This window comes from uncultured Methanobrevibacter sp. (genome assembly GCF_947169325.1).
Taxonomy (GTDB): domain Archaea; phylum Methanobacteriota; class Methanobacteria; order Methanobacteriales; family Methanobacteriaceae; genus Methanocatella.
Genome location: NZ_CAMVPN010000017.1, coordinates 1 through 12,253 on the forward strand (window position 1 = coordinate 1; position 12,253 = coordinate 12,253).

Annotated in this window: 14 protein-coding genes and 1 pseudogene; 10 read left to right on the top strand and 5 right to left on the bottom strand. The window is 38.3% G+C overall.

Annotated elements, in window-relative coordinates:
• Positions 1–458: 458 nt before the first annotated feature.
• Together Q0W26_RS03995 and Q0W26_RS04000 are read left to right on the top strand one after the other, a co-directional pair.
• On the top strand, positions 459–971 hold the full coding sequence (locus Q0W26_RS03995) for a Panacea domain-containing protein (RefSeq protein WP_298522673.1): 513 nt from the start codon (positions 459–461) through the stop codon (positions 969–971).
• Positions 972–1,132: 161 nt separating this feature from the next.
• Positions 1,133–1,408 carry a hypothetical protein gene (locus Q0W26_RS04000; RefSeq protein WP_298522674.1) on the top strand — a complete coding sequence of 92 codons (276 nt, stop codon included), beginning with the start codon at positions 1,133–1,135 and terminating at the stop codon, positions 1,406–1,408.
• A 26-nt stretch (positions 1,409–1,434) separates the two neighbouring features.
• Here Q0W26_RS04000 and Q0W26_RS04005 read toward each other — a convergent pair whose 3' ends face one another.
• Entirely contained in the window at positions 1,435–2,115 is a 681-nt protein-coding gene (locus Q0W26_RS04005) for a hypothetical protein (RefSeq protein ID WP_298522675.1), read from the bottom strand.
• A 416-nt stretch (positions 2,116–2,531) separates the two neighbouring features.
• Here Q0W26_RS04005 and Q0W26_RS04010 point away from each other — a divergent pair, with 416 nt between their 5' ends.
• Positions 2,532–3,947, top strand: a complete 1,416-nt coding sequence (locus Q0W26_RS04010) for a sodium:alanine symporter family protein (RefSeq protein ID WP_298522676.1) — start codon at positions 2,532–2,534, stop codon at positions 3,945–3,947.
• A gap of 91 nt (positions 3,948–4,038) precedes the next feature.
• Entirely contained in the window at positions 4,039–4,842 is an 804-nt protein-coding gene (locus Q0W26_RS04015) for an acyltransferase (protein ID WP_298522677.1), read from the top strand.
• 47 nt (positions 4,843–4,889) lie between these two features.
• Here Q0W26_RS04015 and Q0W26_RS04020 read toward each other — a convergent pair whose 3' ends face one another.
• Both Q0W26_RS04020 and Q0W26_RS04025 read right to left on the bottom strand, forming a co-directional pair.
• Positions 4,890–5,303 carry a hypothetical protein gene (locus tag Q0W26_RS04020; protein ID WP_298522678.1) on the bottom strand — a complete coding sequence of 138 codons (414 nt, stop codon included), beginning with the start codon at positions 5,301–5,303 and terminating at the stop codon, positions 4,890–4,892.
• A 152-nt stretch (positions 5,304–5,455) separates the two neighbouring features.
• The gene (locus Q0W26_RS04025; RefSeq protein ID WP_298522679.1) at positions 5,456–5,587 is read right to left on the bottom strand and encodes a hypothetical protein; all 132 of its coding nucleotides are present in this window, start codon (positions 5,585–5,587) and stop codon (positions 5,456–5,458) included.
• Between the two features lie 490 nt (positions 5,588–6,077).
• On the opposite strand from Q0W26_RS04025, the gene Q0W26_RS04030 reads away from it, so the two are divergent.
• The 3 genes from Q0W26_RS04030 (at position 6,078) to Q0W26_RS04040 (ending at position 9,732) form a co-directional block, all read left to right on the top strand.
• A complete protein-coding gene (locus tag Q0W26_RS04030) occupies positions 6,078–8,720 on the top strand; it encodes a CDP-glycerol glycerophosphotransferase family protein (protein WP_298522680.1) in 2,643 nt (880 codons plus the stop codon).
• Between the two features lie 38 nt (positions 8,721–8,758).
• Positions 8,759–9,277 carry a nitroreductase family protein gene (locus Q0W26_RS04035; protein WP_298522682.1) on the top strand — a complete coding sequence of 173 codons (519 nt, stop codon included), beginning with the start codon at positions 8,759–8,761 and terminating at the stop codon, positions 9,275–9,277.
• Positions 9,278–9,441: 164 nt separating this feature from the next.
• Complete coding sequence (locus Q0W26_RS04040) at positions 9,442–9,732, top strand: hypothetical protein (protein WP_298522683.1); 291 nt, start codon at positions 9,442–9,444, stop codon at positions 9,730–9,732.
• Here Q0W26_RS04040 and Q0W26_RS04045 read toward each other — a convergent pair.
• Entirely contained in the window at positions 9,715–10,260 is a 546-nt protein-coding gene (locus tag Q0W26_RS04045; RefSeq protein WP_298522685.1) for a phosphatase PAP2 family protein, read from the bottom strand. The genes Q0W26_RS04040 and Q0W26_RS04045 overlap by 18 nt on opposite strands.
• 108 nt (positions 10,261–10,368) lie before the next feature.
• Between Q0W26_RS04045 and mtrA the strand changes: the two are divergent.
• From mtrA to Q0W26_RS04060, 3 genes and pseudogenes are all read left to right on the top strand, one after another.
• Positions 10,369–10,869, top strand: a pseudogene (gene mtrA, locus Q0W26_RS04050) (tetrahydromethanopterin S-methyltransferase subunit A); the annotation flags it as partial.
• A gap of 445 nt (positions 10,870–11,314) precedes the next feature.
• Entirely contained in the window at positions 11,315–11,662 is a 348-nt protein-coding gene (locus Q0W26_RS04055; protein WP_298522686.1) for a hypothetical protein, read from the top strand.
• Positions 11,663–11,719: 57 nt separating this feature from the next.
• Positions 11,720–12,043: a hypothetical protein gene (locus tag Q0W26_RS04060; RefSeq protein WP_298522687.1), complete on the top strand. Its 324-nt coding sequence runs from the start codon at positions 11,720–11,722 to the stop codon at positions 12,041–12,043.
• Positions 12,044–12,080: 37 nt separating this feature from the next.
• On the opposite strand, the gene Q0W26_RS04065 is transcribed toward Q0W26_RS04060, so the two are convergent.
• Complete coding sequence (locus Q0W26_RS04065) at positions 12,081–12,245, bottom strand: hypothetical protein (RefSeq protein ID WP_298522688.1); 165 nt, start codon at positions 12,243–12,245, stop codon at positions 12,081–12,083.
• Between the last annotated feature and the right edge of the window lie 8 nt (positions 12,246–12,253).

The following is a 12,253-nucleotide window of genomic DNA, read 5'->3' on the forward strand; positions in this document are numbered from 1 at the left end:
ATTTTACCATGCAATAAATATTAAATATAGAAATTAATTAGTGGACAGTCCCTTTATTCATTTTTTTTCACCAAAAAATTTCAACAATTTTCATTGTCAATTGGGATTTTTGTTTAAATTTGATTAAATATTTTACTTTTTAAGTGTTAATGCGGATTGGCATGTGATGTTCCAATTTTTTACTCAAAAATCATTCGCCAGATAAATGCCCTCCGTATCTTTGTATTAGAAATATTCGTATAAAAATTGCTCCCACTACGTAAAATTGCCCTGAAAGCAAAGAAAAAGATATTTAAACAATTAACACTAAATTACTATTAAAATTTCAATAATATTAACTTCAAGGCATAGACTTGGGTATTAAAACTAGTCAAACGATATTATTTATATGTCTAGTTCCATATAGTATATTGTAAAATTAGTTTTTTCAAAGTTTAAAACTGTAATGGGGTTTTGAAATGAATGAAAATATAATATACGACTCTGAAAAATTCAAATCAATGATACACTACATAATTAGTAGATGTCAATCAAAAGATAATTTTGCTAGAGTTGTTTTATATAAATTATTGTATTTCTCTGATTTTGATTTTTATGAGAAATATGAAAAACCAATTAGTGGAGAAACTTATATTAGAAAACAAATGGGACCCGTTCCTTCACACTTTTTTGAGGCTATTAATGATTTAGTTGATGAAGGTAAAATAGATGAGAGTTCTGAACGGGTTATAAATTATTTAAAATATAAATATTCTTCATTAATCGATCCTGATATCAGTTTGTTGTCGATTGATGAGATTCAAGTAATTGATGATACAATCAATAAGCTTTCTCATTTTTACTCTGAAGAAATAAGTCAATATTCTCACGGTGATATTCCTTGGAGATTAGCAAAAGATGGTGAAATATTAAATTACGAAGCCGTTTTTTATAGAGACCCAGAATATTCTGTGAGGGAGTATGATGACTGAGTACAAGGGTTATACATTTGAATATCCTCATAAATTTAAAAAAGAATTTAAAAAAACTTTCAATAAGCACCATGCCCTACAATTAAAGTGATTTCAAACTGTTGTATGATATTTTAATCCAACATCTATTGGAATCTGATAAATTTGAGTCACATGTTTGCATGCGCATTGCGGGTTTAGAAAATTATGTGACTGTACCAGCATTTATAATTAAGAAATTCCGTTGTGAAGGAATAAACAAGGGTGTAAATTCTGGTTTTAGAATAACTTTCTTGTTTGATAAAGAAGAAAGTAAATTTATTTTTGTTGAATTATTCCATAAGAACAAAAAGAAAATTCCTGATAAAAAAAGGATAAATGAATTATTTGTAAAAGAAATTGAAATTGATGATGAACTGTATGATTATGAAGAAGAATATTTAAATTCATGTCAATGATAAATGATATTGGCCAAATTCTCATTTTATTTGTTTGGTTTAGGATATACAATCAAATCAAACACATTCTCGGAAATCATATATTCGTTTGCTACTTCCCTTTCCAAAACTCGAGTGTTAATGTCGGAACCGGGAGATGCCTCCAAACGAATTTTTATAATTTCTGAAGTAATTTCAATCTGACCCTCAATCGATGCTGATGACATTTGCCTGTTCTGCAATTTGAACTTTTTTGATGCCATAATCATTTCAACTGCAATCGGGTGGCCGCATGAGTCAAAATCGATATTGAAGCCGGCTTCTATCTCAACGGTCTGGCCATATCTGTAGTGGGCCTTGCTGTAGATATGAATCAGATCGAAAGCGGAATCGTAAATCCCTTCAAGTTCGACCCTACTGTTGGCTGGCGTGTTAAGGCTACTGTTTTTGTATGAAGCGGATATCAGAATAATGTTTTTAAGGTTAAAATGAGTGATGATGACCTTCAATTCAGCTGAATCTTTCAAAAGGTATTGCAGTTCAAATCTGTGGTCATTAATTTTAGTGATTTTATTTGGAATTTCGTTTTCAAGCAAATCTGTAACGCAGGTCTCGGGAATGTTTCTCTTTTCAATCTGTTCCAGGTAATGTTCAGTGTAGCCTATTCTCATAGGGTCCTCTTTGAGGTGATTCAGGATATTTTTCACGTTGTCAATGTCATTTGCCATGCCGTCACTTCCATTAAAAATCTGTGGTTATACTTTAATTTACAAATAAATAAATCTTTCATTTTTAAAAAATCAATAATGATTTGTAAGTGTATTATTTTAAATATAAATCAATTTAATTGGGTTGATGCAATATTGTATTGTTATTGTAAATTTTTGATGGGTGCTGGGACTGTGAAAATTTGGGCTGCGAAATCTTAAAAGAAGCATTTCTGTCGTGGGTTAATCTGGAGATTTCTATTTTGGCGAATTATGCTGAAATTCCTATTATTGCTCTTAAAAATTCAATGTTTTCAATAAATTATTATATCTGGAATATTAAAAATTAGAGTATATAACAATCTGTTCAAAGTAAAACGCCAGTACGAAAAATAACAACTGCAAAAAACACTGAACGCAAAACAAAGGTGGAATTCATGATTGATTTTTTAGGCATACTGGTTGGAATTGACGATTTCATGTACTGTCCGGTACTTATCATCGTCATGGCAATGGCGGGATTGTATTTTACATTAAAGACAAGGGGAGTTCAAATCAGATTGCTTCCAGAATCAGTGAGGCTCATACTGGAGCCTAAGGCTGATGACAATTCGGTATCTTCCTTGCAGGCAATGCTTGTATCCACCGCTTCAAGGGTGGGAACAGGAAACATCATCGGTGTTTCAACGGCGTTATGCCTTGGAGGGCCTGGTGCATGCTTCTGGATGTGGCTCATGTGCATCATCGGTGCATCTTCAGCATTCATCGAAAGTACACTTGCTCAGATTTACAAAAGAAAGGATGAAAACGGTCAATTCTTTGGAGGTCCAGCTTATTATATCGAAAGGGGACTTCACGATCACAAACTGGCGATCCTTTTCTGCATATGCCTGATTTCAACATATGCGGTGGGATTCAACCTCCTCTGCTCATATAATCTCCAGTCAACATTCATCGATTACTCATTCTACAATCCGACATGGACTTCCGTCATTGTAGGGGCATTTCTTGCAATCATAACTGGTTACTGCCTTTTGGGCGGTGGAAAAAGGATTGTCAAGGTTACAAGCACTGTAGTTCCTCTCATGGGATTCTCATATGTAATATTGGCGTTGATTGTAATACTTTTCAACTATCAAAACATTCCTGCAATGTTTCTTCTGATATTCCAGGATGCCTTTGACTTCCAATCCATAGCAGGGGGAATTTTAGGCTCATGTCTAGTATATGGAATCAAGCGGGGACTCTTTTCAAACGAGGCCGGTGTGGGTTCCGCTCCGAACGCATCAGCATCAGCTATGGTGTCACACCCTGCAAAGCAGGGACTTGTTCAGACATTGTCAGTATACATTGACACTCTGCTTTTATGTACGGCTACTGCCTTGATGTGTCTTTCAACAGGGGTTGCAAGGGATGCTGCGGTTTCAGGAGCGCCATATGTGCAGAATGCCATTTCAACAGTCTTCGGCCAGGCAGGACCAATTTTCATCACGGTAGCTATGGTTCTCTTTGCATTTACAACACTTCTTGGAAACCTCTATTACGTGGACAACGCGCTGATTTTCATGAACGGCAAGAAAAAGCCTTCCAAAAGTTTCATGGACATATTCTACATCGCTGCTACAGTAGTCATTTTTGTGGGAGCCATCATTCCTATGGATGCGGCATGGGCTGTGGCGGACATCACAATGGGGCTCATGACTCTGATTAATCTTCCGACATGTATGGTTATGGGAAAAACGGCCTTAAGATGCCTTAAGGATTACGAGGCTCAAAAGAAACAGGGAATCGACCCGGTTTTCAAGGCAAGTTCGATAGGCCTCGACGAAGCCGAAATTGACTTCTGGAAATGAATTGTCATTTCCACTCCTTCAATTGAAAATGGTTATATAATCCCTAAAACAAAATATCTATAGAAAATACTTATTTTTAAGGTGAACTGTCGTGCAGATAAGGGATGCAAATCAACTTCTTGATTTAGATGAAAACGAGTTTATTGGGGAGCTTCCAACACTTACGGACTCACAGATTAATTTCACCGGCAAAAACAACATTCTAATCTGTGAAGAGGGAGTGCACCTGTGGAACTCCAGAATTGATTTCAACATGGACAACTCCGTTCTATACCTTTCAAGCAACTCCCATGACTATTCGGTCAACATCTCCCTTCACAAGAACAACGTATGCTTCATCGGAAAGGACAACTTCTTCAACGGAAGAACCAGCTTTGTTCTATCAGAAGCCAAAAACATCGTTCTGGGCAATGGATGCTTCATATCATACAATGTTATTTTCAGAACATCCGATGGGCACTGCATATATCATGAGGATTCAAAGGAACGCCTCAACTACGCAAGAAGCATCTATGTGGGTGACCATGTCTGGTTCGGCCAGAACGCAATGATCTTCAAGGGATCAAAAATAGGTTCAGGAGCAATCATCGGTGCTGGAAGCATAGTTTCAAACAAGACAGTCCGCTCAAACACTACCTCAGGCGGAGCGCCGCTTCGAATCATTCATGAAAAGACTTTCTGGACGCCCCATTCCAATCTTGGATGGGGAGAGGAGGAAATCGCAAAGATGTCAAAGTCCGATTCAGACCTATTCGTTTACAGCATTGAAGATGACACTTTGAATTTCGATGACATAGAATCTGATTTGAACGGCTTTAGCGATCCTGATGATATAGTTGACTATATATGGTCCACCTTTTTGGTTTCAGGCAAAAACAGGTTTGCCGTAAGATGATTTCACATTAACATTCCACTTTCCAAATCCCAACCGTTAATGTGGTTTTAGATTAGATGCTCCAGGCTGTTGTCATTCAGAAATATGTCCAAGTCATTGCCGTGTAATCCGTAATAGTACCATAGCACTATTCTTGGATAAATCTCACGTAATCCTCCGAAATAGCTTGCATCATTGACCGAGAAATATTTTTCAATGTATTCCTCTTCGCCGTTGAAGTAATCGATTCCAACTATCAAATCTCCGAATTCACCATATTTATGCACGAATGCCAGTACCTTGTTGGTTTCCACATTTGTTTCCTCGCTGTATGGCAGTATCTCATCGATGGTGCACATGCTGGTTGGATTTCTGCGGTAGAACTCACGACGTTTTTCTCTAAACATTTGGGAGTTTTCAAGGAGATTTTCGAGAAAATCTTTTGGAATTGCTTCACTATCAAAATCAGCTAATTTTTCCACTAATCCATTATGGTTGTCTTCAATTCGTTTTTTATTGTATATTATAAATTTATGTGTGTATTTTGCTTTCATATTTTTTATTTTCAATTATTTTAGCTTATAAAGCTTTTTTAACATGAATTTTTTAATCCAATTTGGGGATTTAATGCATATCATATATGTCCTGTTTGCTGCTTTTCATCAATGATGTCATGTTTAATTGAAGAGATGATAGATATGGCAAAAACTTTGCCGGCTTCTGTCAATCTGCTTTGCTGATGTGTCAATCTCTGCGGTTTTTTCAATGAAGGATAAATCGAAAAATGAAATTTTCACACATTTTCAAAAAATCCGATAAACTGAAATTAATTCAGGTTTTGGTATAGATTGGCTAGAATCATTAACTTCGATTATCTCGCAATATCTAGAATATGAAAGAATCGATTGATATTATTGACATTTTGTAATATAACTTCATGTTTAATCAATCGTTTATTGAAGCATTTCGCCAGGAAAATTTGTCCGACAAATGGAAAAATTGAAAAATCGGTTAAAGGACTTACTGGCATTTGAATTTCCAGTGGGATTTGCAGAAGCTATTGTGAAAGCTGTATCTGACTTTAACATAACATTTGTGCATAACTTCAATGTTAATGTCCATTAAATGTAAATCATCTCTATTTTCTAAAAAGCTTTCAATTCGTGTGCATTGTGCCATTATTGTTGTTTTGATAATAATGATGGCATTGTTTAAATAATATACCTATCTTATATATAGTATAGGAGGAATTAAATTTGGCTTTTAAGTTTTCAGTTGTAATGGCAGTTTTCAACAAGCAGGATTATATTGCCGAAGCAATTGACTCAATCATTAACCAGAGTCTTGATTTCAGGAAAAATATCCAGATGGTCATCGTTAATGATAAAAGCACAGATAATACTCTGGAAATTCTGGAGAAATACCAAAGCGATTATCCGGACAATATCGTCCTGATTAGCAATGAAAAGAATATGGGTCCTGCATATTCAAGAAATGTTGGTCTTGAGCATGCAGATGGTGAATTCATCAATTTCCTCGACTCGGACGATACAATTTCAGAATATGCATTCAAGCATGCAGACTATTTTTTAAGGAATCATGAGGAGATTGACATGGTCTCCATTCCAATCTATTACTTCGGGGTCAAAAGGGGTCCCCACAACCTGAATTTCAAATTCAAAACAGATCAGGTAATCGACCTTGAAAAGCATCCAGCATACATTCAGCTTTCAGGCCCCTCATCATTCATAAGGGCCAAAACAATAAAAAACTACAGCTTCAACAATAACCTGAGGGTTTCAGAGGATGCTCTTCTGATAAACCAGATGCTTTTGAAAAATCCTAAAATCGGATTTCTCTCAACTGACGCATACAACTACAGAAAGGACGGAACGCAAAACTCATTGATTACCTCTTCGGCAAATACCCGTACATATTTTACAACAAGGATTGACGAGTACTTCTTCAAGCTGATAGATTATGCCGAAAAGGACGGAAAGGTTCCAAAGTTCATCCAATATGTTCTCATGTATGACCTTCAGTGGATTGTGGAAATCAGGAAAATCGACAATCTGCTTGACGAGGCAGAAATCCGCAAGCTTTATGAAAATATCCTTGAGATATTGACTTATATTGATGAGGATGTCATCTTAAACCAGCTTTCAATTCCGGCTCACCTGAAGGCACATGTGATTCTGATGAAGAGGTACGGCTGGAGCTATCTTGACAACAAGGCTGACGTCAATGACAACTTCAAGCTGAACTCAATTTTCATAGACAATTTCGCATTCAAAAACGACCATGAGGTTGAAATTTCAGGAATTCTTACAAACTTCACAAAAGATACAAAAATCACTGCTGTCATCGACGGCGAGGAGGTTGAAACAACTCCTGTAAGCTATCCTCAGCGTGACAACTATTCCTTAAGCTTCAACTATGCTTACAACCACTGCTTCAAGGTCACACTTAAATTCAAGGAAAACTCAAAAATAACCTTCAAAAGCCAGAATGCAGACTTGAACATCGAGTACAATCACACTTCAAGGCTGAATGATGTTTCACACTACAAGCTTTCAAAGAATCATCTTGCAATCGACAACGGAAATGAAATCCAGATTATCAAAAAGACTGTTTCAAAGACACTGTCCCTTGAGCTCAACAACATAAGAAACATGTTCGCCAACCGTTCACAGGGATGGAGAACAGGAATTTTCCTAAGGGCATTGAACATTATGCACTATCCTTTCTTCAGGCGAAAGCATATCTGGCTTTTCATGGACCTGCCCCAGGTTGCAGGAGACAATTCGCTTGAGCTTTTCAGGTATGCGACTTCCCAAAAATCTGACATCAAATGCTATTTTGTACTTGACAAGGCTCTTGAAAGCGATTATGATTATCTTGTGGCATCCAAAATCCACAAATTGAGAAGGTTTTTGGGAATGGGAAAGGAAAGCGACCACTACAAGGACATAAAGAAAATAGGAAATGTCTTGCCTTACCGTTCACTTAAGCACAGGCTCTACACGATGGCCTGCGAGTTCTTAATCACATCCCATCCCGATAATACGCTGATCTATCCGTTCTGGGGAAACTACCCTCACCTGGCAGGGCTTACGAAATCAAAAACAGTGTTCCTGCAGCACGGGGTTACAAAGGACAATGTGGCCGAATGGCTCAATGACTTTGACAAACCTCTGGCGATGCTTGTAACCGTATCTGACAGGGAAAAGGATTCCTTCAAAAATCCGGACTACGGATACTCACAGGACATAATAAAAACGTTGGGCTTTCCCAGATTCGACAGGCTTGAAAACAATCCGAAAAAGGAGATAGTCATAATGCCTTCATGGAGAAGGTATCTTGACCAGTTGTCAGCCTCAGATTTCGTCAAAAGCAACTTCTATAAGGTTTTCAATGAGCTGATAACCGATGACGAGCTCATATCCTGCCTTAAAAAGGAGGGATACAAGGTAATCTTCAAGCCTCACAGAAACCTCCACAAGTTCATAAATACGTTCACCACACATCCGGACGTTACATTTGACCTCAATCTTGAAAACTACACCGAGACATTCAACACTGCAAGCCTGATTGTCACGGACTACTCTTCAATCGCATTCGATTTTGCATATCTCAAAAAGCCGCTGATCTACTATCAGTTCGACAACAACTATCACTTTGACGTCGACAGTGCCTACTTCAAGTATGAACGGGACGGTTTCGGACCGGTTGCAAGGACACATGAGGAAATCAGACGTGACATACTAAACATAGTTGAAAACGGCTGTAGGATGGATGACGTCTACCAGAAAAGGGTTGACGAATTCTTCAAGTACCGTGACAGGAACAATTCAAAAAGGGTCTATGAGGAGATTCTCAGACTGGACAACTATTACTAGCACTACTTTTTTATATTCTTTAAAACATAACTTCCATCATGGAACTCATGGACGTAATGTATAAGCGAAGAAGCTCAAGGAAATTCACCGACGAAGCCATCACAAAAGAGGAACTTGACAAGATACTCAAGGCAGCACTTTTGGCACCGACCAGCATGAACAGAAAGCCATGCAATTTCCTAGTCGTTGAAAGAAAAGAAACATTGAAGGAACTTGCAGGTGCCAAAAATCATGGTGCCGAACTTCTGGCAGGGGCAGACAAGGCAATAGTCGTTCTTGCAGACACATTCGTTGCTGACACATGGTGTGAGGATTCCTCAATTGCGCTTACATACATGCATCTCATGGCAACAGATTTGGGGCTTGGCAGCTGCTGGGTTCAAATCCACTTGAGGGACAAGGACGGCACAGACGCTGAAGAGGTCGTAAGGGAAATCGTCGGTGTGGATGACCATTACAGGATCGTTGGAATCATGGCTTTGGGTAGCATCGAAAAGCAGCCTGAGCCTCACACTCCTGATGATCTGGACAAATCCAAGATACACTTTCTGGTTTAGAAGTCTTTTGTAATGTCTGCTCCAGTCATTTTCAGTATTTTAATTTGTTGGCTTTCAGGTCAATTTTACATGGTGAATGCAATTTTAAACTACTTTTAACCCTTACATAGTGACAAAATCTTTAAATATATTCCAAATTAAAATTAGTTCAAGGAGTGTTAATTATGCACGTAAAAGACGTATTGGATGATTTAGGAATAAGGGTAAAGTTGCCTCAGCACTGGTTTTCAACAGATGTTGGAGCAGAATTTGAGGAACCGAAATTGGTACGGAATGATGAAATCATAAAAATCGAAGCCGAAAGCGGAGATAAAAAGAAGGTCATAGTCATTGACGTCAATGACGGAATGAGCGTTGTGACAGTATTTCCGGACAAGAAGGTCATCGGAGTCAAGTACCTTGACAACAAGGACGATTTCGAATACATCGGAAAGCCTTCAGAGCTTTACTTCTAAACGCTTTTTGATTACTAAAACAATCACTCCACTTATTATTCCTACTGTGGCACCAGTAATGACGTCCAGAGGATAGTGGACTCCCACATAGATTCTTGAAAAGCCGATTAGAAATGCAAACAAAATCAATAACCCGCAAATGAGCTTATGCTTTCTGAGTTTCCAGACAAGGACGGTAACCACGGAAAGTGTTGATGATGTGTGTCCTGAAGGAAATGAATTGGGCTCTGTAGGAATCACCAATTGGCGAACGTTTGCCAATACGGTAAACGGTCGAGGGGAGTGGAAGCAAAGTTTGAGACATCCCGCAATTATGCCTGATAGGATAAGGGCAAACAGGCACAGCTTAGCTATCTCAAGGCATTTTTCCCTTTTGAGATATTTGGATGCTATCACTGCCAGAATGCACAGTGCCAAAAGTGTCAGAAAGCCTCCGGCATTGCTTAAGGTGGGCATCACTGCATCAAAAAAGGGATTCTGCAGGCTGTTGTTTATAAAATAGAATGCATTGACATTAACGTTCATCATTTATGCTTTGTTTTTCAAAGTTATAATCTTTTTAGTTTAAAATTACAAAATGCTTAAATATTTCTAAAATATATTTTAAATTATACTATTTAATAGGAGGATTAAATCATGGCTGATAAAAAAGCTCCTGCAGATGGTTGGCCAGTAATCAGTGGGGATTACATTGTAGGGGACCCTGAAAGTCCGGTTGCAGTAACAACCCTTGCTTCTCACATCGAAGCGGAATTATCCGGTGCAGCTATAGCAGGACCATGCAAAACCGAAAACCTAGGTATAGAAAAAGTAGTCGCAAACATCATCTCAAATCCGAACATCCGTTTCCTGATTGTTACAGGTGCTGAAGTGCAGGGCCACATTACCGGTCAGAGCATCAAGGCACTGTATGAAAACGGTGCAGACCCTGACAAGAAGAAGATCATCGGAGCTACCGGTGCGATTCCTTTCGTTGAAAACGTTCCTTTGGATGGAATCGAGAGGTTCCAGAACCAGCTTGAAATCATTGACCTAATCGATACTGAGGACACAGGTGCAATCAATGCTAAAATCAAGGAATGCGTTGAAAAGGATCCAGGTGCAGTCGAAGGCGAACCTATTGTAATGGAAGTCGATGAGGAAAACCAGAAGATGGTTATTGTCGACAAGAAGAAAGAAACAAAAAATGATGAAGCTGAAGAGTAATTCTTTGGCTTGTTTTTCTATTTTTTTAAAATCCACCGTAACCATGCCATCTTTAACGTTTAGTGTGCCTAATCTCATTTTTTATTTTTCACATTGGTGAGTCTGTGCATCTGCACTTTTGTGACTTTTCTTAAAAAATGCAAAAAGTTTATATATAATTTGGTTCATATAGTTACTTGCAGTAGTAATATGTTGTATTTTCCAAAAAAAATTCTCTGAAAATCCGAAAGTTTTATATACTATTTAATACAACTTATTATTACAAATTGTAATTTTCTTAAAAAATGCAATTGGTTTAGAAATTTTATTTCTAAAAAAGACAGTCGAATGCCACCACAGTAACGTGGAATATTAAAAATAGTAGGACGTGATAAATATGAGCAACCATTCATCAATCAACTGGAGCGACAAAGTTAAAAGCCTGGACGAGACCATCAGGCAGGAAATTGGAATAGAAGGAGAAAGCGAGGCAAAGCATATCCTGATTAAGGTTCAAACAAAATCCTCAGAACCTATCGAACCTGCATTCATTGTAGGTGAAGACGAAACATTCCTGGATTTGTTTGTGCTCTCCCCACAGGGACCTGGCATAACCTCAACAGCTGTCCTCAAGGACAACATCCAAAGCGTTGGAGTCATCGGAGGAGTCTCAGCTGAAAAGGTTGAAGTGTCAGATGTGCAGGAAACCCCGCTTCTTGACGATGTAGGTGGACTGTATCAGTAAGAGGTTAAAATGAGACGCCACCACAAGAACAACAAGTATTATGAGAGAGAATTGCTATTGAACAGAAAAATAAAGGAGTTTCAAAATAAGTATTACAGCCTTAATCTCGAATCATCACCAGACTACCGAGAGATGGACAGGCTTCGAAGGGAGATAAAACACCTTCTCTCCATTCAGGAGCTTCAGGTATGGCAAAAGTCATACAACCGCAAACATGCTTATTTCAGCCAACTCGCCTTGTTCAAATCCATGTATATGCTGTGGAAAAGGGCAACCTTTTTCACATATATCGAAGAGTACCATGACGTGCCCCACCACATTTCCATGTGGGCAAGGCACATCGGTGCAAATCAGGTTCCGACAGAGGTGTTCGGAACCTAAAAACCAAATTTAGAGGCCTAACATGAACAAAGTAAAACTAAAAGACATCGCCGATGTGCTGACCGGAATGTCTTACAGAAGATACCTCTCCGAAGCAGGTGAGGAATGTGAAGTGATAGTTCAGAGATCCATCCAGAAGGACGGGGTCCTGAAGGATTTCGAGAAAATAAGACTTGCTGCCGGAAGCATAAAACCACACCATCTAACCAA

Excerpts from the sequence above, each read along its gene's own strand:
- Q0W26_RS04045 (WP_298522685.1), bottom strand. The coding sequence starts at position 10,260 with ATGATGAACGTTAATGTCAATGCATTCTATTTTATAAACAACAGCCTG.
- Q0W26_RS04005 (WP_298522675.1), bottom strand. The coding sequence starts at position 2,115 with ATGGCAAATGACATTGACAACGTGAAAAATATCCTGAATCACCTCAAA.
- Q0W26_RS03995 (WP_298522673.1), top strand. The coding sequence starts at position 459 with ATGAATGAAAATATAATATACGACTCTGAAAAATTCAAATCAATGATA.
- Q0W26_RS04000 (WP_298522674.1), top strand. The coding sequence starts at position 1,133 with ATGCGCATTGCGGGTTTAGAAAATTATGTGACTGTACCAGCATTTATA.
- Q0W26_RS04055 (WP_298522686.1), top strand. The coding sequence starts at position 11,315 with ATGAGCAACCATTCATCAATCAACTGGAGCGACAAAGTTAAAAGCCTG.
- Q0W26_RS04065 (WP_298522688.1), bottom strand. The coding sequence starts at position 12,245 with ATGGTGTGGTTTTATGCTTCCGGCAGCAAGTCTTATTTTCTCGAAATC.
- Q0W26_RS04040 (WP_298522683.1), top strand. The coding sequence starts at position 9,442 with ATGCACGTAAAAGACGTATTGGATGATTTAGGAATAAGGGTAAAGTTG.
- Q0W26_RS04010 (WP_298522676.1), top strand. The coding sequence starts at position 2,532 with ATGATTGATTTTTTAGGCATACTGGTTGGAATTGACGATTTCATGTAC.
- Q0W26_RS04035 (WP_298522682.1), top strand. The coding sequence starts at position 8,759 with ATGGAACTCATGGACGTAATGTATAAGCGAAGAAGCTCAAGGAAATTC.